This window comes from Streptomyces sp. 3-6 (assembly GCF_056323165.1).
The window spans coordinates 606,160-625,627 of the sequence record NZ_JBWHZP010000001.1 but is presented as its reverse complement, the minus strand read 5'-3'; the positions used below and the strand labels follow the sequence as shown (position 1 = coordinate 625,627).

Below are 19,468 nucleotides of genomic sequence, written 5' to 3'. Positions count from 1 at the left end.
CAGCCCCTACTCCCACCGCAGTACACCGGGGTGAGGTCAGTCCGCCTTCGGACGTACCAGGCCGGTTTCGTAGGCGATGACGACCAGTTGGGCCCGGTCGCGGGCGCCCAGCTTGCTCATGGCCCGGTTGACGTGCGTCTTCACGGTGAGCGGGCTCACTTCGAGGCGTTCGGCGATCTCGTCGTTGGAGTGGCCCCGGGCCACCTGGACCAGCACCTCGCGCTCCCGGACGGTGAGCGACTCCAGCCGTTCGGCGCGGGCCGGGTCGCGGTCGGTGGCGTCGGCCGGGTCGCGCTGGGCGAGGAAGCGGGCGATCAGGCCCTTGGTGGCGGCCGGGGACAGCAGGGCCTCACCGCCGGCGGCGATGCGGATGGCGTTGAGCAGTTCCTCGGGTTCGGAGCCCTTGCCGAGGAAGCCGGAGGCGCCGGCGCGCAGCGACCGCACCACGTAGTCGTCGACCTCGAAGGTGGTCAGTATGACCACGCGGACCGCGGCGAGGTCGGGGTCCTCGCTGATCAGACGGGTGGCGGCGAGCCCGTCGGTGCCGGGCATCCGGATGTCCATGAGGACCACGTCGGCGCGCTGTTCGCGGGCCAGCCGGACCGCTTCCGCCCCGTCGGAGGCCTCTCCCACCACCTCCATGTCCGGCTCGGAGTCGACGAGGACGCGGAAGGCGCTGCGCAGCAGGGCCTGGTCGTCGGCGAGCAGGACGCGGATGGTCATGCGGTCTCCCCCGGGGATGCGCGGGTCACGGGCCGTCGGCGGCCGTCGCGGTGGGCGGGCTCGTGGTGTCGTCGGTGGTGGCGGCCGGGGTGTCGGTGGTGGCCGCCGGGCCGGTGCGGGTGGCGGTGGTGCCGTCGGCGGGCGCGGTGCGGGCCTGGAGGGGCAGGATCGTATGGACCCGGAAGCCACCGCCGTAGCGGGGGCCGGTGGTGAGGGTGCCGCGCAGGGCGGTGACCCGTTCCCGCATGCCCAGCAGACCGTGCCCGCCGCCGGGGGCGGGGGCGGGCTCCTCGTCGGTGCCGTCGTCGAGCACGGTGATCTCGATGTTCCGGCCGACGCGGACGATGCTGATCTCCGCCCGGGCCCCGCTGCCGGCGTGCTTCTGCACGTTGGTGAGGGCCTCCTGCACGATCCGGTAGGCGGCCGAGTCGACGGTGGCGGGCAGGGTGGTGTCCCCGATGTCGCGGGCCACCTCGACCCGGAGCCCCGCACTGCGGAAGGTCCCCGCCAGCTCGTCGAGGCGGTCCAGGCCGGGGGCGGGTTCGGTCGGTGCCTCGGGGTCGCCCGACTGCCGGAGCAGGCCGACGGTGGCGCGCAGTTCCTCCAGCGCGGAGCGGCTGGCCTCGCGGACGTGCGCGAGGGCCTCCTTGGCCTGGTCGGGCCGCCTGTCCATGACGTGCGAGGCGACCCCGGCCTGGACGTTGACCAGGGCGATGTGGTGGGCGACGACGTCGTGCAGGTCCCGGGCGATGCGCAGGCGCTCCTCGGCGACCCTGCGCCGGGCCTCCTCCTCGCGGGTGCGTTCGGCGCGCTCGGCACGCTCCCGGATGGCCCGCACGACCGCGCGGCGGCTGCGGACGGCGTCACCGGCGGAGGCGCCGATGCCCGTCCAGGCGAAGATCGCGAGGTTCTCCTGCGCGTACCAGGGCAGGGGCCCGGCGGCCATCGCGGTGCCGGTCAGGACCGTCATGGTGAGCAGCCCGAGACGCCAGGTGGTGGGCCGGTCGGTGGTGGAGGCGACGGTGTAGAGCGCGATCACCGCGCACATGGCGACGGGCGCGCGGGGGTCGCCGGTGAGCGAGTCGAGCACGGAGGCGGCGCCGGTGACGGCGAGGACGGTGCGCGGGGCACGGCGCCGGAAGGCCAGGGCGACGGCGCCGAGGGCCATCAGCGCCAGCCCGAGCGGGCCGGGGGTGCGCAGGTTCCAGGTGACGCCCTCCGGGCCGTGCGGGTCCACGAAGGAGCCGACCACCATGCAGACCAGGACGCCCGCGGCCAGCGCGGTGTCGAGGGCGAAGGGGTGGGCCCGCAGCCGGCACCGGGCGCGCGTCAAGGTGCTCACGGGCGTCTACGGTAGCCCGGCCGACACGCTACCCGGGCGGGCTCGGCCCACCGGGGCGGGGCGACGACGGGTGGGGCGACGGCCACGGCGGCCGGGGGCGGGCCCGGAGTCGGGACGGCGGCCGTCGGACGAGGCGGGGCCCGGCGCGCGGGGCGGGCCCGGCCTCCCGGCAGGACAAGCCGGGGAGTCCACAGGGCCGGGGAATCCCACAGGTGCGGGAGTTCGGAAGGTTCGTCCGGTGCGCGCGTGAGGCCCGTGGAACTGGTGGAACCCCCGGAGGGCCGCGGATGGCCCGCGAAGCCTGCGTAGGCCCGTGGAGCCCGCGGTGAACACCCGGTACTCACGGGCAGCACGGAGCCGCCCCCGGTCTTCGCGGGGGCGGCTCGATGCCGTCGCACTCCGTCGCAGCCTCGGAACGCCGTCGGAGCCGTCATGGACCGACCTGTCGGGGCCGGGGCGTCGGGAACCGACCGTCGGGGCCAGGCCGTGGGGGACCGACGGTCGCGGGGCCGGGCCGTCGATGAACAACCGTCGGGGACTGCGGGGGGGGCCGTCAGACGCCGGGGATCAGGCCGTCGTCGTTCAGCAGGTCCCTGACCTCCTCGATGGTCGCGTCCGGGGACGGCAGGATGAGGTCGGACGGCTCCAGGGAGTCGTCCGGCAGCGGCTCACCGAGTTCGTGGACCTTGGCGAGCAGCGCCCGGAGCGTGGTCCGGAAGCCCGGACCGTCGCCCTTGTCCATCTCGGCGAGCAGTTCCTCGTCCAGTGTGTCGAGCTCGGAGAGGTGGCTCTCGGCGAGAGCCACCTGCCCCTCCCCCATGATCCGTACGATCACGTCGCCCTCCTCAGGCGTGGATCCCGGCGGCCGGCGGTGCTACTGCTTGTCGAAGCGCGGGGTGTCCTGCGGCTGCTGCTGGGTCCGGGGGTCGGCCTGGCCGGTGCCGCCCTCGATGGCCTGCTGCCCCGCGCTCGGGCCGCCCGCCAGCTCGGCCTTCATCCGCTGCAGTTCCAGTTCCACATCCGTACCACCGGAGAGCCGGTCCAGCTCGGCCTGGAGGTCGTCCTTGTGCGTGCCGGACGGGTCGTCCAGGGCGCCGGAGGCGAGCAGCTCGTCGATGGCGCCGGCCCGTGCCTGCAGCTGCGCCGTCTTGTCCTCCGCCCGCTGGATGGCCAGCCCGACGTCGCCCATCTCCTCGGAGATGCCGGAGAAGGCCTCCCCGATGCGGGTCTGCGCCTGGGCGGCGGTGTAGGTGGCCTTGATGGTCTCCTTCTTGGTGCGGAAGGCGTCCACCTTGGCCTGCAGCCGCTGGGCCGCGAGGGTGAGCTTCTCCTCCTCGCCCTGGAGCGTCGCGTGCTGCGTCTCCAGGTCCGTCACCTGCTGCTGGAGCGCGGCACGGCGGGACAACGCCTCCCGGGCCAGGTCCTCGCGGCCCAGCGCGAGCGCCTTGCGGCCCTGGTCCTCCAGCTTGGAGGACTGCGACTGGAGCTGGTTCAGCTGGAGCTCCAGACGCTTGCGGCTCGTCGCCACGTCGGCGACACCGCGGCGGACCTTCTGGAGCAGCTCCAGCTGCTTCTGGTACGAGTAATCGAGGGTTTCGCGCGGGTCCTCGGCCCGGTCAAGGGCCTTGTTCGCCTTCGCGCGGAAGATCATCCCCATACGCTTCATGACACCGCTCATGGGCTTCGCGCGCCCCCTTCTGACGGACTCCAGCTCACAGGTCTGCGACAAGACCCACAGTACGGGCCCTGCATCCATTACCGCACTGTCCGGGGACGGATGGGCTCCTCCCCAAGGACGACTGTCCACCCTCCCGATCCCGCGCAAGGAGTAGGTGATCCCCGGGGACCGGGCCCGGTGACGCACCCGGAGACGGGGTACGCCGTCCCCACGACGTTCCCTCTGTCCCTCTACAGACGTCCGGTGTTGCCGGATCGTTCCCCACCGGACTGTGGTCCAACCCCGGGTACCCCGTACCCTTGGGTTTTGTGTTCCGAAGCCGTGCCAAGGAAGAGAAGGCCCCGGCCGCCGACAAGGCGACGGTGACCGACTCCAAGCAGCCCCGTCACCCGGAGGCCCCCAAGGGGCGTCCCACGCCGAAGCGGAGTGTGGCCCAGTCCCAGCGCCGCAGCGTGGCCAACACGTCGATGACGCGCAAGGAGGCCGCCAAGCGGCAGCGCGAGGAGCGCCGAGCCGCGCTGGAGCGGCAGCGCCAGGCGCTGGCCACCGGCGACGAGCGGTACCTGCCCGCCCGGGACAAGGGTCCGGTGCGGCGGTTCGCCCGTGACTTCGTCGACTCGCGGTTCAACATCGCCGAGTACTTCCTGCCGATGGCCGTGATCATCCTGGTGCTCAGCGTGATCCGGGTGCCGGCGATCCAGAACGCGGCGCTGCTTCTCTGGCTGGTCATCATCGTCATGATCGTGCTCGACTCGTTCGTCACCGGCTTCCGGCTGAAGAAGCGGCTCGCGGAGCGCTTCCCCGACGAACACCGCCGCGGCGCCGTGCCCTACGCGCTGATGCGGTCGCTGCAGATGCGGCGGCTGCGGCTGCCCAAGCCCCAGGTGAAGCGCGGGGAACGGCCCTGAGCGCGACGCCGTTCGCGGACGGCGCCGCGGACACCCGGCCGGCCCCGGCCGGGGCGTTGCGTGACGTCGTCCGGCAGGAGCTGGTCGCCCGCCAGCTGGAGGAGCAGATCGTCGCGCGTTTCCCGGTCGGCCGACGGCTGCGCGTGCTGGACGTCGGCATGGGCCGGGGCGCGCAGGCGCTGCGGCTCGCCCGGGCCGGTCACCAGGTGACCGGGCTGGAGCGGGAGCCGGGGCGGATCGCCGCGGCCCGTGAGGCGCTGGCCGGGGAGCCCGAGGGCATCCGGGAGCGGATGCGGATCGTCGAGGGCGACGGCCGGGACACCGGCGTGCACTTCCTGCCCGGGAGTTTCGACGTGGTGCTCTGCCACGGCGTGCTGATGTACGAGGCGGAGCCGGACCCGCTGGTCGCGGGGCTGGCCCGGATGCTCGCGCCCGGCGGCCTGCTGTCGCTGCTGGTGCGCAACGGCGACGCCCTGGCGATGCGCCCCGGCCTGTCGGGCGACTGGTCCGGCGCGCTGGCCGCCTTCCGCGCGACCGCCCGGCTGCCGCACTCGCGCACCGGCTCCGAGGAGGAGGCACCGCCCCGCCCCGGGGCGGAGGGCCGGGCCGACCGGCTGCAGAAGATGACGGCGACCCTCTCGGGCATCGGCGCCCCGTTGCAGACCTGGTACGGCGTGCGGGTCTTCACGGACACCGCCGCGGACGGCACCGGCCTGCCGGAGGACCTTGCGACCCTGCTCGCGGTGGAGGAGAAGGCGGGCCGCACGGACCCCTACCGCGGGGTGGCGGCGCTGCTGCACCTCTGCGGTGTGCGCGGCTGACGGCCACGGAGCGGGGACCGGCGGCCTCCCGGCACGGGTGACGCCCCGGAACCGGGCGGGCACGAGGGCGAGGACCCGTCGGCCCCGCCCCCCTGGCTCACGCGTCGTGGGCGTGCAGACTCATCGGCCCGTAGATCTCGGTGGCGTCCTCGAAGAGGCGCACCTGATCGGCGCCGCCCTCCAGCAGCTCCTTCCAGTTCTCCCCGATCCAGGACTCGGCGTCCCCCTGGGTGGTGAAGTCCTCCGGCTGCACCGCGGGCTCGACCTGCGTCCCGTCGGCCTTCTCGAACCGCCACGTCCATGCCGCCACGTACGCCTCCCAGAGGTGTGAACACACTGCGCAACGGGAGCCGGATCACGGTCCGGCTCCTGCCCGAAGCCTAGTCGGGCGGGCAGGGCCTGTGGGGAGGGGTGAAAATCGGGGCGTGGAACTCACTCTGCTCGGCACCGGTGCCCCCGCGGGCCTGCCCCGCCCCGACTGCCCCTGCGCGGCCTGCGCCCGCGCCCTCGGGCCGGACGCGCGGGCGGCCACCTCCCTGCTCCTGGACGGCGCGCTGCTGCTGGACCTGACGCCCGGCGCGGCGCTCGCGGCGGCCCGGGCGGGCCGCTCCCTCGGCGGCGTGCGCCAGGTGCTGCTGTCCCACCCGCACGACGGTCCGGCCGTGGAGGTGCCCGCGGGACTGCCGCAGCCCGGGCGGGTGCCGGACGGGCGCGAACTGGCGCTGATGACGGGCCACCGGGTGCGGGCGGTGGCGCTGGACGCGCCCGGCACCGGGTACGCGGTGACCGGCCCGGACGGCCGGCGGCTGCTGTACCTGCCGCCGGGCGGGGCGCCGGCCGGGCTGGAGGAGCCGGTGGAGCCGTACGGTCTGGTGCTGCTGGACGTGGTGGGGCGGCCCGACGCGCTGGCCCGGCTGCGGGCGGTGGGCGCGGTCGGCGCGGCCACCGACGTGGTCGCCGTCCACCTCGGCCACGACCTGCCGCCCGGCGCGGAGACCCGGCGGCGGCTGGCGGCGGCCGGGGCCCGGGCCGTGCCGGACGGCACCACCCTGGAGGTGGGCGCCTACGAGGAGGTGCCGGACGTCCCGCAGCGCACGCTGGTGCTGGGCGGGGCCCGGTCGGGCAAGTCGGTGGAGGCGGAACGGCGGCTGGAGACCTTCCCCGAGGTGCTGTACGTGGCGACCGGCGGGTCGCGCAACGGGGACACCGAGTGGGCGGCGCGGGTGTGCGTGCACCAGGAGCGGCGGCCGGGGTCGTGGCGGACCGTCGAGACGTGCGATCTGGTGCCGCTGCTCAAGGACGACGGGCCGCCGCTGCTGGTGGACTGCCTGTCGCTGTGGCTGACGGACGCGATGGACGCGGTCGGGGCGTGGGACGACGCGGAGTGGGCGGGCGGCGGCGAGAAGGCGTTGCGGGAGCGGGTGCGGGAGCTGACGGACGCGGTCCGTCAGACCCGGCGGACCGTGGTCGCCGTGTCCAACGAGGTCGGGTCGGGCATCGTGCCGGCCACCGCGTCCGGCCGCCGGTACCGGGACGAACTGGGGCGGCTGAACGCGGCGTTCGCCGAGGAGTGCGAGCAGGTGCTGCTGGTGGTGGCGGGCCAGGCGGTCGTGCTGCGGGGGTGACCCCCGCCGGCCGGGGCCGTGTCCCCCCGGGGGCGTCAGCCGGCCGTCCGGCCCGGTCTGCGGGCGATGATCCGGTGGCCGTTGGCGAACGGGGTGTGCCGCAGCAGCGGGGCCAGGGCGAGGTCGGCCGCCAGGGCCGCCGCCACCAGCGGCGTCCCGGCGCGCAGCACGGCCGTGCGCAGGTGCCGGTCGAACGCGGCGGGCGGGACGGCGCGCCAGGGAGTGTCCGGGGCGGGCAGGGAGTGGGCGAGGGCCAGGGCGGCGGCGCCCGCGAGGTCGTGCGGCACGTGGGCGGCGCGGCGTCCGGCGGTGACGATCACGCAGCCGCGTTCCTCCAGGACGGCACGGACGTTGCGCGGCGGCAGCAGGTGGAGGCGGCGGGGCTGGTCGTAGGGCAGCCACCAGCGGCCGAACAGGGTGGCGAACAGGCAGCGCGGGTCCAGGGTCTCGACGAGCAGGTGTCCGCCGGGGCGCACCGCGTCGAGGGCCGCGTGGAGCTCCGCGCGCGGGTCGGGGACGTGTTCCAGATGGTGGAGCACGCTGACCACGTCGTACCGGCCGGCCAGGCGGGCGCGCAGGCGCGGGTGGGTCAGCGGGCCGACGTGGGCCTCCTCCACCCGGCCGAGACCGCGGGCGCGTTCGACGCGCGCGGTGAGGTCGGTGCCGTCGAAGGCCGTGTAGGGGAAGAACTCCCGGGCGAGGGCGGGGAACCGGGCATGGCCGGTGCCGACGTCCAGCCAGCTCTCCGGTTCGCCGAAGGGCAGCAGGGCGCGCGCGGCGGCGCGGAGGCGGCGCGGGGCGGTGCTCAGCCTCAGGACCCACTCGGTGGCGGGGTCGCGGGGGGCCCCGGGCACGGCCCGCCGGTAGAAGGCCAGTCCCTCGGCGGTGAGCCGGGGGTTCTGGAAGGTGTGGCCGCAGTCCCGGCACGCGTCGACGGTGAACAGGCCCGGCCGGTGCCGTCGCAGGTCGCCGGTGCGCAGCCGGTTCCGCAGCCGTGCGGACCCGCACCAGGGGCAGTCCTCGCGACGCGGCTCGTGCACCCGTGTGCTCCCCGCGGGCGCGGGGACGGCCGGGGGCACGGCGGGGGCCGGCGGTGCGGGCCGCGCCGGGGGCACGGGCGGCGCGGGAGGCACCGGCGGCACGGGAGGCGCGGCGGACGCCGGGGGGAGCGTTGCCGGAGGGACGGTCGCCGGAGGGACCGTCGGCATCGGGGGGACGGGAGGTACCGGGGGCACCGGAGGCACGGGCGGCAGGACGGACATGGGCGGCTCCCGAGCGGTGGGCGTACGGCAAATCCACCGCAAAGCATTACGTACCGGGCAGCCCTCCGGGGTGCAACGACGCCGGGGCGGCGTGGTGGGCCGGCACCGGAGCGGAGCAGGCCCCCGAGACGGGACCGGAGGCGGGCCCGGGGGCGGCCGGGACGGGCGGCGGGGGCTCGGCCGGTGCGACGCGGGCCGGTACTGTTCGGCGAATGAGCTCGCTTAACCTCGACGACTTCACCGATCTGATCGAGCGCCCGGACAGCGGAGTGCGCCGTGACGCGGAGGCCCGCCGGGAGCGCCAGGCCGTGCCGCCCGGTTCCCTGGGGCGCCTCGACGAGCTGGGTGAATGGCTGGCGGCCGCTCAGTCCTCGGTGCCGGTGCGGCCGGTCGAGCGGCCGAAGGTCGTGCTCTTCGCCGGTGATCACGGCATCGCCGGGCTGGGGGTGTCGGCCCGTCCGGCGGGCAGCGCCGCGGAGCTGGTGCGGGAGGTGCTGGAGGGCGGCCGTCCGGTGGCCGTGCTGGCCCGGCGCCTCGGCGTGCCGGTGCGGGTGGTCGACATGGCCCTGGACTGCGACCCCGGGTCGCTGCCCGCCGACGTCGTGCGGCACCGGGTGCGGCGCGGCAGCGGTCGCGTGGACCGCGAGGACGCGCTGACCCTCGCGGAGGCCGAGGCGGCGTTCCGGGCCGGGATGACGGTGGCCGACGAGGAGGCCGACTCCGGTACGGACCTGGTGGTGCTGGGCGATGTGAGCGTCGGCGGGACCACTGTGGCGGGCGTGCTCGTGGCGGCCCTGTGCGGGGCCGACGCCTCCGTGGTGACCGGGCGGGGCGGGCTGGCCATCGACGACCTGGCGTGGATGCGCAAGTGCGCGGCGATCCGGGACGCCCTGCGGCGGGCCCGGCCGGTGCTCGGCGACCAGCTGCGGCTGCTGGCGACGGTCGGCGGCGCGGACTTCGCCGCGCTCACGGGGTTCCTGCTCCAGGCGGCCGTGCGGCGGATGCCGGTCCTGCTGGACGGCGTGGTGACGACGGCGTGCGCGCTGGTCGGCCAGCGGGTGGCGTTCCGGGCCCCGGACTGGTGGCTGGCCGCCCACGACAGCGGTGAGCCGGGCCAGGCCAAGGCGCTGGACCGGATGGCCCTGGAGCCGCTGCTCACCCACGGCGTCACGGTCGGCGAGGGCACGGGCGGCCTGCTGGCCCTCCCCCTGGTGCAGGCGGCGGCCGCCCTGGCCGCGGACCTTCCGGAGCGGTCGGAGCGCACGGCGAGCCCGGAGAGCCCGGAGAGCCCGGAAAGCGCTGAGTGGGCCGCCCCGGCCGGACCGGCGGACCCGGCTGAGGCCGAGGCGGGGTCGGAGGCGGACGCCGGGGCCGAGGCGGAGGCCGGGCCGACGACCCCCCGGGCGGCACACACCCCGGACGTCACCGCGTAGCCGCGCCGAACCCCCGTGAGCACGCACGTCGGCGCGCGTCCCCGGTACCGGGCGAGCCGGCGTCGGTGTCCGGCGTCATTGCCCCGCGTCGGCGCCCCACGTCGGCGCCCCGCCTCGACGCCCCAGGTCGGTGACCCGCCCCGGCGCCCTGCGTCGGTCCCCGGCCGGCTCAGCGGTGTTCGAGGGACCGCGGCGGGTCGGGGTCGGGTCTGCCGCCGATCCAGTCCTGCACGGCGCGCCGGGGGCCGGACCAGCGGCGGTCGTGGTGGTAGGCGCGCAGCACGGCCTTGGCGCGGGCCCGGTGGCGGCGCCGGTAGAAGCGCTTGGCCCACGGCGAACCCGGCCGAGCCAGCCGGATCGCGCCGACCAGCGCGATGAGGGGGACGACGACCCCGAGGACGGCGATCCTCGCCTTGCCCTTGCTGAGGGCGATCAGGGAGAAGAGGAAGTTCGCCGTGACGGTGGTGATGAGGTTCGCGCGGTTCTGCTGTTCGCTCGCGTCGAGGTCGTCGACGCCGAACGGGGAGAAGCCGCCCAGCAGCAGGCCGACCAGGGCGGCGGTGAGGACGACCACCTCCACGCTCTGCCGTCCCGCCTCGCTCCAGTACACGTCGTCGAGGTGCAGGATCAGCGCGAACTCGTCCAGCACCAGGCCGGCGCCGATGCCGAAGACCACCGCCGCCACGGCCGAGCCGAAGCCGTGCCGCCCGCCGGCCACCGCGGCGAAGCCGCCGACGACGGTGAGGATGACGCCGGGCACGACGTGGTGGATGTGCAGGTCACCGGCCTTGACGTTGCCGAAGGGGCCCTTGCCCGCCCGGATCATGCGGGTGATGACCCGGGTGATCACGAAGGTGAGGACGAAGGCGGTGAGTGCGAGGAGCAGCGGCAGCTTGCCCGGCTCGATGATGTTCCGCTCCCACCACTGTCCCATATGCGCACTTTATCCGGGCCCGCCCGGGCTGCCCTGCTGACCGCCGGGTAATCTGCGCCGGTGCCCGCGCCCTCCCTCGCTCCGCTGACCGACGGCCTCCGCTTCGCCTTCGGCACCCTCACCGTGTTCCCGGTCCGGGTGACCCGCTGGGATCGCGCCGCCGCCCGGGCGGGGATGCTGTGCGCCCCGCTGGCCGGGCTGGCGGTCGGTGCCGTGGCCGCCGCCGCCGGCCTGCTGCTGCTGTTCCTCCAAGCGGGATCCGCGCTCGCGGCCGTCGCCACGGTCGCCGTGCCGGCCGTACTGACCCGCGGGCTGCACCTGGACGGGCTGGCCGACACCGCGGACGGGCTGGGCAGCGGGAAACCGGCCGCGGACGCGCTGCGGATCATGAAGCAGTCGGACATCGGGCCGTTCGGGGTCATCACCCTGGTCCTGGTGCTGGCGGCCCAGACGGCCGCCCTGGCCCGCGCCTACGAGGACACGTGGGCGCGCGGGGCGCTGGCCGCGGTCGTCGCGGGGGTGGTGGCCCGGCTGGTGCTGACGCTGGCCGCCCGCCCGGCCGTGCCGTCCGCCCGTCCGGAGGGGCTGGGCGCGGCGGTGGCGGGGGTAGTGCCGGTGGCGGGCGCGGCCGGGGCCGCCGTGGCCGTGACGCTCGCGGCGGCGGCCGGCGGCACGCTGCTCGGGGCGGACGGCGTGGTCCGCGCGGTGCTGGCCGTCGCCCTGTCGGTCGCCGCCGCCGACCTGCTCCTGCGGCACTGCGTGCGCCGGTTCGGCGGTGTGACGGGAGACGTGTTCGGCGGGCTCGCGGAGACGGCGGCGACCACGGCGCTCGTCGTCGCCGCGCTGGGCTGACGCCCCGGCCCCGGCAACCCACCGACGGCGACGGGCGGCACCGGGAAGCGGCACCGCCCGTCAGGGGCCGGTCAGTCGCGGGCGGCACCGGGAAGCGGCACCGCCCGTCCGGGGCCGGTCAGTTGCGGGTGGCGAGCGCCACGGCCGCCGTGCCGACACCGCTCGCCGCGGCCACCAGCGCGGCGGCCACGCAGCGGGCCCGCAGCCGCCGGTAGCGCTCCTCGTACTCGACCCGGAGCCCGGCCACCCGGTCGCGGATCCGCAGCAGGTACGCGCGGGACGCCTCCACGCGCTCGGCGGCGTAGACGCGTTCCACGTCCTCGCGCTGAGCGGTCGTCAGCCAGGGCAGCTGTTCGGCGAAGGCGGCGGCCCGCCGACGGGCGTCCTCCAGTTCCGCGGCCCACAGGAGGTGGCCTTCGAGCCGGACCAGACCGCGGGCGCTCTCCTGACTGGGATCCACGGGCTTCCTCCACGCTCCGGTCGGTGGGTGTCAGCTCTGCTTGTCCCCGGGGGCCACCGTCTCGGAGGTGTCGGGCCGGTTGTCCGCCCAGTCGATCGCGGCGATCTGCGGGTGGTGCAGGTCGAAGGCCGGGGACTCGCTGCGCACCCGGGGCAGGGTGACGAAGTTGTGCCGGGGCGGCGGGCAGGAGGTGGCCCACTCCAGGGAGCGGCCGTAGCCCCACGGGTCGTCGACGCCGACCGGCTTGCCGTACTTGGCCGTCTTCCAGATGTTGTAGAAGAACGGCAGCAGCGACATGCCGAGCAGGAAGGCGGAGATCGTCGAGGCGGTGTTGAGCGCGGTGAAGCCGTCGGCGGCCAGGTAGTCGGCGTACCGGCGGGGCATGCCCTCGGCGCCCAGCCAGTGCTGGATCAGGAAGGTGCCGTGGAAGCCGATGAACAGCGTCCAGAAGGTGATCTTGCCGAGCCGCTCGTCGAGCATCTTGCCGGTGAACTTCGGCCACCAGAAGTGGAATCCGGAGAACATCGCGAAGACGACGGTGCCGAAGACGACGTAGTGGAAGTGGGCCACCACGAAGTAGGAGTCGGTGACGTGGAAGTCGAGCGGCGGCGACGCCAGGATGACGCCGGTCAGGCCGCCGAAGAGGAAGGTGAGCAGGAAGCCCAGCGACCACAGCATCGGGGTCTCGAAACTGAGGGAGCCCTTCCACATCGTGCCGACCCAGTTGAAGAACTTCACGCCCGTGGGGATGGCGATGAGGAAGGTCATGAACGAGAAGAACGGCAGCAGCACCCCGCCGGTGGCGAACATGTGGTGCGCCCACACCGTGACCGACAGGCCCGCGATGGCGATGGTGGCACCGATCAGTCCGAGGTAGCCGAAGATCGGCTTGCGCGCGAAGACCGGGATGACCTCACTGACGATGCCGAAGAAGGGCAGCGCGATGATGTACACCTCGGGGTGACCGAAGAACCAGAAGAGGTGCTGCCACAGCAGCGCCCCGCCGTTCGACGCGTCGAAGACGTGGGCGCCGAACTTGCGGTCCACCTCCAGGGTCAGCAGCGCGGCGGCCAGCACCGGGAAGGCGAGCAGGACCAGGACACCGGTCAGCAGCACGTTCCAGGTGAAGATCGGCATGCGGAACATCGTCATGCCGGGCGCCCGCATGCAGATGATCGTGGTGATGAAGTTGACCGAACCGAGAATGGTGCCGAAGCCCTGGAAGGCCAGGCCCATGATCCACAGGTCGGAGCCGAGCCCCGGCGAGCGCGTCGCGTCGGACAGCGGGGTGTAGCCGGTCCAGCCGAAGCTGGCGGCGCCGTCCGGCGTGAGGAAGCCGGCCAGCGCGATCAGCGAGCCGAACAGGAACAGCCAGTACGAGAACATGTTCAGCCGCGGGAACGCCACGTCGGGCGCGCCGATCTGCAGCGGCATGATCCAGTTCGCGAAGCCCACGAACAGCGGGGTGGCGAACATCAGCAGCATCAGCGTGCCGTGCATGGTGAACATCTGGTTGTACTGCTCGTTCGACACGATCTGCAGGCCCGGACGGGCGAGTTCGGCGCGGATGACCAGCGCCATGATGCCGCCGAGGACGAAGAACGAGAACGAGGTGCCGAGATACAGCGTGCCGATCGTCTTGTGGTCGGTCGTGGTCAGCCACGAGACCACGACCGCGCCGGGCCTTCTGCTGCGGACCGGCAGCTCGTCCTCGTAGGACTCCGTGGGCTCCTTGTCGAGGGAGCCCACCGTGCTCTCGTTCGCCACTGTTCCGCTCCTCGCTGAGGGCTCGGGATGCTTCCGGGAGGCAGCATGGCGCGACCGCGACCGACTCTGTCAGAACTCCGGGCGGAACGGCGCGTCGTGGCGCGCGTCCAGTTGACCGGCGTACGGCGTTCGAGTGACGAGGGCTGTCGAACGTGACGCACCGTCGTGGACGGTGGCCGATTTTCGCCCCTGCCCGGCCTCTCGGCCCACCGGCGCGTGCCGCACTCCGGCCGCCCCGACACAATGTGGTCATGGCGTCCTCCCCCGGTACCGACTCGCCCCCGCCCTGGCACGCTCTGCCCGCCCCCGACGTGACCGGGCGGCTCGACGTCGACCCGGAGACGGGACTGTCCTCGCGGGAGGCGGCCCGGCGGCTCGGGGAGCACGGGCCGAACCGGCTCGACGAGGCCGCCCGGGAGCCCCGGTGGCGCGCGTTCCTGAGGCAGTTCCAGGACTTGTTGATCGTCATCCTGATCGTGGCCGCCGTGGTCAGCCTGGTGGTCTCCCGGGAGTGGGAGACCCCGATCGCGATCCTGGTGGTGGTCCTGCTCAACGCGACGATCGGCTTCGTCCAGGAGTCCCGCGCCGAGGCGGCCCTGGACGCCCTGCGGCACATGGCGGTCACCACCGCCACCGTCCGACGCGACGGCGGCCTGGTCCAGCTGCCCGCCGAGGACCTGGTGCCCGGGGACGTCGTCGCCCTCGCCCCCGGTGACCACGTGCCCGCGGACTGCCGGCTGCTGACCTCGACGTCGCTGGAGGTGCAGGAGTCGGTCCTGACCGGCGAGGCGCAGGCCGTGGCCAAGGACGGGCAGGCCGAGGTCGGGGCGGACGAGCCGCTCGCCGACCGGGTCACGGCCCTCTACATGAACACCTCCGTCACCCGGGGCCGCGGCGAGGCCGTGGTCACGGCCACCGGCATGCCCACCGAGACCGGCCGCATCGCGCACCTGCTGCAGCGGACCGAGTCCGGGCCGACCCCGCTGCAACGCCAGATCGACGCCCTCAGCCGCACCCTCGCCCTGCTGGCCGGCATCGTCATCGTCGTCGTCTTCGTGCTGGGCCTGCTGCGCGGGCAGGACTTCGGCGACCTGTTCGTCAGCGCGGTGTCGCTGGCGGTCGCGACGATCCCCGAGGGGCTGCCCGCGGTCGTCGCGTTCACCCTGGCGATGGGCACCGGCCGGATGGCCCGGCGGGGTGCCGTGGTCAAGCGGCTGACGTCGGTGGAGACCCTGGGCAGCACCTCGCAGATCTGCACCGACAAGACCGGCACGCTGACGCTGAACCAGATGACCGCGCGCGAGGTGCTGTCGGCGGGCCGCCGGCTGACCGTGTCCGGACACGGCTACGCCGCCGACGGCCGGATCGGCACCCCCGACGACGGGCAGCCCCCGCCGTCCCTGCACCGGGCGCTGACCGCCGCGGCCCTGTGCTCCGACGCCGTGATCCGGGACGGGGACGTGGTGGGCGACCCCACCGAGGGCGCCCTGGTGGTGCTGGCCGAGAAGGGCGGCATCGACGTGGAGGGGCTGCGCCGGGAGCGACCGCGGCGGCTGGAGGTCCCGTTCGACTCCGCCCACAAGTTCATGGCGACGTTCCACACCTGGACCGACGACGCCGGGCGGGAGGTGATCCGCTGCTTCGCCAAGGGGGCCCCGGACGTCCTCGCCGACCGCGCCGACCGCCTGCTGGACGAGGACGGGGAGCGGCCGTTCGACCGGGCGGCGCGGCAGCGCCACGACGAGGACAACACCCGCCTCGCCGAACAGGGCATGCGGGTGATGGCCCTGGCCACGAAGGACTTCCCCGCCGAGGGCTTCACCGTCCCCGAGGACCCGAAGGAGCTGGTCGAGGGGGTGGTGCTGGTGGCCCTGGCGGGCATCGTGGACCCGCCGCGCCCCGAGGCCCGCACGGCCATCGCCGAGTGCCGCGAGGCGGGCGTCCGGGTCCGGATGATCACCGGCGACCACGCGGTGACCGCCGGGGCCATCGCCCGCGAACTAGGCATCCCCGGGCGGGCCGTGACCGGGGCGGAGCTGGACCGGACCGACGACGACGCCCTGGCCGCCCGGCTCGACGAGGTGGGCGTGGTCGCCCGGGTGTCCCCCGAGCACAAGATCCGCATCGTGAACGCCCTGCAGGGCCGCGGCGACGTCGTGGCGATGACCGGCGACGGCGTCAACGACGCCCCCGCGCTGCGCAAGGCCGACATCGGGGTCGCGATGGGCATCACCGGGACGGAGGTGACCAAGGAGGCCGCCACCATGGTGCTGACCGACGACAACTTCGCCACCGTGGTGGCCGCCGTCCGCGAGGGGCGGGGCATCTACGACAACATCGTGAAGTTCACCCGCTTCCAGGTCTCCACCGCCCTCGGCTTCGTCACCACCTTCCTGATCGCCTCGCTGACCGGGCTGGCCGGCGGAGCGCCCTTCACCGCGCTGCAGATCCTCTTCGTCAACCTGGTCATGGACGGCCCGCCCGCCATGTCGCTGGGCGTCGACCCGGTCGCTCCCGACGCCATGAACCGCCCGCCGCGGCCGGTCGGCGAGCGCATCCTCAACCGCCCCCGCCTGCTGCGGATCCTGCTGGGCAGCTCGGTGATGGCCGCGGGCACCCTGGCGGTGCTGGTGTGGGCGCCGGGCCCCGAGCCGGCCCTGGGCGAGGCGACCGTCGCGGGCACCATGGCCTTCGTCACCTTCGTGTTCTTCCAGGTGTTCAACCTGCTCAACGTGCGGCACGACACCCGCAGCGTGTTCAGCCGCCGGACCTTCGACAACGCCTCGGCGTTCCTGGCCACCGGTGCGGTCGTCCTGCTGCTCGTCCTGGTCGTCGAGACGGACGCGCTGCACGGCTTCTTCACCACCACCGACCTCACCCCGGGCCAGTGGCTGGTGTGCGCGGCCGTCGGCTCCGCGATCCTGTGGACGGGCGAGGTGCTCAAGGCGGTGCTGCGCGCCCGCGCGGCCCGGCCGGCGGCGGCCACGGGGTGACCCGGCGGTTCAGCAGGCGCGGCGCCAGGGCCCCAGGTCGTACTTCTTGAGCAGCGAACTCAGGCCCAGGCGCCGGGAGTCGGCGCAGAAGCGGTCGGTGGGCAGTTCGTACTCGACGTGGAAGACGGCCTTGCCCGCCTCGACGAACGGGGTCAGCTCGGCGCACTCCCCGTACTGGGCGCACTGCTCGTTGACCGCGAAGTCGAAGTCGCCGACCAGCTCCGGGATCTGGTCCAGGTCGTTCTTCAGGCCCACCGACAGGCCGCGCTGGTGGGCGAGCCGGGCGATCAGGCGGTTGTAGCGGAGCTGGTCGGCGGCGGTGAGGGGGAAGCCGGTGCGGTTGCGGTAGCCGTCCATGTTGTCCGGTTCCACCGCGTCGAAACCCTTGTCGCGGCACATGTCCAGGCGCCTCGCCATCAGCGGCTCCAGGACGTCGGTGCGGCGGATGTCCAGCCAGCGCTCGCCCTCCCAGCCGTTGCCGCGGCCGATCACGGACTCCGGGAAGGCGTCGGCGTCCGGCCGGAAGTCCTCCCAGGCGCCGGTGGAGAGGTAGCAGACGACCTTGCGGCCGTCGCGGTGCAGCGCGGCGACGGTCTGCCGGGAGTGGTCGAAGCCGTCGATGTCGTAGACCGGCACGTCGACGGAGGTGTCCAGCCGTCCGCTGAGCTGCCACTGCCAGCCGGTCCCCGGCCGGGGCCGCCAGCGCCCGTCGTCCTGGGGCGCCGGCCGGCCGGGCGCGGAGCCGCAGCCCGCCAGGAGGAGCAGGACGAGCAGGAGGGCGGGAAGGGCGGGTCGTCTCACCGGTGGCCTTTCGCGGAGGGGAGTCGGGACGAGGGGACACAGCGGGCGGAGCACTGCGCGGGCGGCGGGAGGGCACCCTGTGGAGGGGGCCCGCAGGACTGAGCGAGCGTACGGACGCGCGTAGGCTCGTCCCGGGTGTTCGCCGTACCGGGGAAGGCCCCGCCGTGACCGCGCCCTCGCGTCGCAATTAGGGTCGGCTGCCGGGCCCGGTCGACCCACACCTTTCGGCCACTGCAACTTCACATCGGAAGCGAGAATTCACCACCGTGACTGCTCTCACTCTCAGCACCGCCGCGGTGCCCGGCCTGCGGGCCGACGCGATCGTGATCGGTGTCGCCAAGGGCACCGCGTCCGGGTCCGGGACGCCGGTCGTCGCACCGGGCGCCGAGGCCGTGGACCACGCGTACGACGGCGGGCTCGCCGGCGTCCTGGAGACGCTCGGCGCGTCCGGTGCCGAGGGCGAGGTGACGAAGCTCCCCGCGCCCGCCGGTTTCAAGGCGCCGCTCGTGGTGGCGGTGGGCCTGGGCGCCCAGCCCGAGAAGGACTCCGGCTACGCCCCGGAGGCCCTGCGCAAGGCGGCCGGTGTCGCCGCCCGGGCCCTGACGGGCACCAAGAAGGCCGCCTTCGCCCTTCCCCTCGCGGCCGCCGCCGACGCCGGCGCGGTCGCCGAGGGCGCCCTGCTCGGCGCGTACTCCTTCGACGCCTACAAGGACCAGGCCGGCGCCCAGGACGGCAAGAACGGCAAGGCGCCGCTCGCCGAGGCCGTCCTGCTCGGCGGCAAGCCGCGCGACCGCGCGTACAAGGCCGCCCTGGAGCGGGCCACCGCGGTCGCCGAGGAGCTGAACCGGGCGCGGGACCTGATCAACACCCCGCCCAACGACCTGAATCCGGAGGCGTTCGCGGCCGTCGCGCAGGCGGCGGCCAAGGAGCACGGCATCAAGGTGCAGGTGCTCGACGAGAAGGCCCTCACCAAGGGCGGTTACGGCGGCATCCTCGGGGTCGGCGCCGGCTCCGCCTCGGGGCCGCGCCTGGTGAAGCTGTCGTACACCTCCAGCAAGGCGAAGAAGCACCTGGCGTTCGTCGGCAAGGGCATCACCTACGACTCGGGCGGCATCTCGCTGAAGCCGGCCGGGCACAACGAGACGATGAAGTGCGACATGAGCGGTGCCGCCGCCGTGTTCGCCGCGGTCGTCGCCGCCGCCCGCCTGGGTCTGGACGTCAACGTCACCGGCTGGCTGGCGCTGGCCGAGAACATGCCCTCCGGTTCCGCCACCCGCCCCGGTGACGTGCTGCGCATGTTCAGCGGCAAGACGGTGGAGGTGCTCAACACCGACGCCGAGGGCCGCCTGGTCCTCGCCGACGCCCTGTGGGCCGCCTCCCAGGAGAAGCCGGACGCCATCGTGGACGTGGCGACCCTGACCGGCGCCATGATGCTGGCGCTGGGCAACCGCACGTTCGGCATCATGGCGAACGACGACGCCTTCCGCACCGCGGTCCACGAGGCCGCCGAGGAGGTCGGCGAGCCGGCCTGGCCGATGCCGCTGCCCGAGCACCTGCGCAAGGGCATGGACTCGGCCACCGCGGACATCGCGAACATGGGCGAGCGGATGGGCGGCGGACTGGTCGCCGGCCTGTTCCTGCGCGAGTTCGTCGGCGAGGGCATCACCTGGGCCCACCTCGACATCGCCGGACCGGCCTTCAATGAAGGCGGCCCCTTCGGGTACACGCCCAAGGGCGGCACGGGCACGGCCGTCCGCACGCTGGTCCGGCTCGCGGAGCTGACCGCGTCCGGCGACCTGGCCTGATGTCCGGCCGCCGGGGCCTCGCACGCGGGTAGGGCGAGGCCCCGGTGGCGGACGTGGGACGTCT

General features: G+C 74.4%; 17 protein-coding genes. 7 read left to right on the top strand and 10 right to left on the bottom strand.

Annotation, left to right across the window (positions count from 1 at the left end):
• Nucleotides 1-36 precede the first annotated feature (36 nt).
• From AC02VZ_RS02560 to AC02VZ_RS02545, 4 genes are all read right to left on the bottom strand, one after another.
• Nucleotides 37-723, bottom strand: coding sequence for a response regulator (locus AC02VZ_RS02560; protein WP_432055277.1), 687 nt, complete (start codon nt 721-723; stop codon nt 37-39).
• A gap of 25 nt (nt 724-748) precedes the next feature.
• Nucleotides 749-2,065: a sensor histidine kinase gene (locus tag AC02VZ_RS02555; RefSeq protein ID WP_476474406.1), complete on the bottom strand. Its 1,317-nt coding sequence runs from the start codon at nt 2,063-2,065 to the stop codon at nt 749-751.
• A gap of 553 nt (nt 2,066-2,618) precedes the next feature.
• On the bottom strand, nt 2,619-2,900 hold the full coding sequence (gene pspAA, locus AC02VZ_RS02550) for a PspA-associated protein PspAA (protein WP_476474405.1): 282 nt from the start codon (nt 2,898-2,900) through the stop codon (nt 2,619-2,621).
• Between the two features lie 39 nt (nt 2,901-2,939).
• Nucleotides 2,940-3,731 (bottom strand): PspA/IM30 family protein, encoded by a 792-nt coding sequence (locus AC02VZ_RS02545; protein ID WP_275404107.1) that lies wholly within the window; start codon nt 3,729-3,731, stop codon nt 2,940-2,942.
• Between the two features lie 281 nt (nt 3,732-4,012).
• On the opposite strand from AC02VZ_RS02545, the gene AC02VZ_RS02540 reads away from it, so the two are divergent.
• The gene (locus AC02VZ_RS02540) at nt 4,013-4,651 is read left to right on the top strand and encodes a DUF3043 domain-containing protein (protein ID WP_432055303.1); all 639 of its coding nucleotides are present in this window, start codon (nt 4,013-4,015) and stop codon (nt 4,649-4,651) included.
• A gap of 80 nt (nt 4,652-4,731) precedes the next feature.
• The gene (locus tag AC02VZ_RS02535; protein WP_432055304.1) at nt 4,732-5,472 is read left to right on the top strand and encodes a class I SAM-dependent methyltransferase; all 741 of its coding nucleotides are present in this window, start codon (nt 4,732-4,734) and stop codon (nt 5,470-5,472) included.
• 97 nt (nt 5,473-5,569) lie between these two features.
• On the opposite strand, the gene AC02VZ_RS02530 is transcribed toward AC02VZ_RS02535, so the two are convergent.
• Nucleotides 5,570-5,782 carry a hypothetical protein gene (locus tag AC02VZ_RS02530; RefSeq protein WP_432055280.1) on the bottom strand — a complete coding sequence of 71 codons (213 nt, stop codon included), beginning with the start codon at nt 5,780-5,782 and terminating at the stop codon, nt 5,570-5,572.
• A 115-nt stretch (nt 5,783-5,897) separates the two neighbouring features.
• On the opposite strand from AC02VZ_RS02530, the gene AC02VZ_RS02525 reads away from it, so the two are divergent.
• Complete coding sequence (locus tag AC02VZ_RS02525; protein ID WP_432055281.1) at nt 5,898-7,097, top strand: bifunctional adenosylcobinamide kinase/adenosylcobinamide-phosphate guanylyltransferase; 1,200 nt, start codon at nt 5,898-5,900, stop codon at nt 7,095-7,097.
• Between the two features lie 35 nt (nt 7,098-7,132).
• Here AC02VZ_RS02525 and AC02VZ_RS02520 read toward each other — a convergent pair whose 3' ends face one another.
• Nucleotides 7,133-8,137, bottom strand: coding sequence for a class I SAM-dependent methyltransferase (locus AC02VZ_RS02520; RefSeq protein WP_476474404.1), 1,005 nt, complete (start codon nt 8,135-8,137; stop codon nt 7,133-7,135).
• A 434-nt stretch (nt 8,138-8,571) separates the two neighbouring features.
• On the opposite strand from AC02VZ_RS02520, the gene cobT reads away from it, so the two are divergent.
• Nucleotides 8,572-9,792, top strand: a complete 1,221-nt coding sequence (cobT, locus tag AC02VZ_RS02515; protein WP_476474403.1) for a nicotinate-nucleotide--dimethylbenzimidazole phosphoribosyltransferase — start codon at nt 8,572-8,574, stop codon at nt 9,790-9,792.
• 169 nt (nt 9,793-9,961) lie between these two features.
• Here the strand turns inward: cobT and AC02VZ_RS02510 are convergent, their stop codons facing one another.
• Complete coding sequence (locus AC02VZ_RS02510) at nt 9,962-10,726, bottom strand: hypothetical protein (RefSeq protein WP_432055284.1); 765 nt, start codon at nt 10,724-10,726, stop codon at nt 9,962-9,964.
• Nucleotides 10,727-10,786: 60 nt separating this feature from the next.
• Between AC02VZ_RS02510 and AC02VZ_RS02505 the strand changes: the two genes are divergently transcribed.
• Nucleotides 10,787-11,578 (top strand): adenosylcobinamide-GDP ribazoletransferase, encoded by a 792-nt coding sequence (locus AC02VZ_RS02505; RefSeq protein ID WP_476474402.1) that lies wholly within the window; start codon nt 10,787-10,789, stop codon nt 11,576-11,578.
• A 118-nt stretch (nt 11,579-11,696) separates the two neighbouring features.
• Here AC02VZ_RS02505 and AC02VZ_RS02500 read toward each other — a convergent pair whose 3' ends face one another.
• Complete coding sequence (locus tag AC02VZ_RS02500) at nt 11,697-12,038, bottom strand: hypothetical protein (RefSeq protein ID WP_476474401.1); 342 nt, start codon at nt 12,036-12,038, stop codon at nt 11,697-11,699.
• A 30-nt stretch (nt 12,039-12,068) separates the two neighbouring features.
• Nucleotides 12,069-13,805: an aa3-type cytochrome oxidase subunit I gene (ctaD, locus tag AC02VZ_RS02495; protein WP_432055287.1), complete on the bottom strand. Its 1,737-nt coding sequence runs from the start codon at nt 13,803-13,805 to the stop codon at nt 12,069-12,071.
• A 251-nt stretch (nt 13,806-14,056) separates the two neighbouring features.
• On the opposite strand from ctaD, the gene AC02VZ_RS02490 reads away from it, so the two are divergent.
• Nucleotides 14,057-16,798 carry a cation-translocating P-type ATPase gene (locus tag AC02VZ_RS02490; RefSeq protein ID WP_476474400.1) on the top strand — a complete coding sequence of 914 codons (2,742 nt, stop codon included), beginning with the start codon at nt 14,057-14,059 and terminating at the stop codon, nt 16,796-16,798.
• A gap of 9 nt (nt 16,799-16,807) precedes the next feature.
• Here the strand turns inward: AC02VZ_RS02490 and AC02VZ_RS02485 are convergent, their stop codons facing one another.
• Nucleotides 16,808-17,599, bottom strand: coding sequence for an endo alpha-1,4 polygalactosaminidase (locus tag AC02VZ_RS02485; RefSeq protein ID WP_432055289.1), 792 nt, complete (start codon nt 17,597-17,599; stop codon nt 16,808-16,810).
• 266 nt (nt 17,600-17,865) lie between these two features.
• Here AC02VZ_RS02485 and AC02VZ_RS02480 point away from each other — a divergent pair, with 266 nt between their 5' ends.
• Complete coding sequence (locus tag AC02VZ_RS02480; RefSeq protein ID WP_432055290.1) at nt 17,866-19,404, top strand: leucyl aminopeptidase; 1,539 nt, start codon at nt 17,866-17,868, stop codon at nt 19,402-19,404.
• The last annotated feature ends 64 nt before the right edge of the window (nt 19,405-19,468 follow it).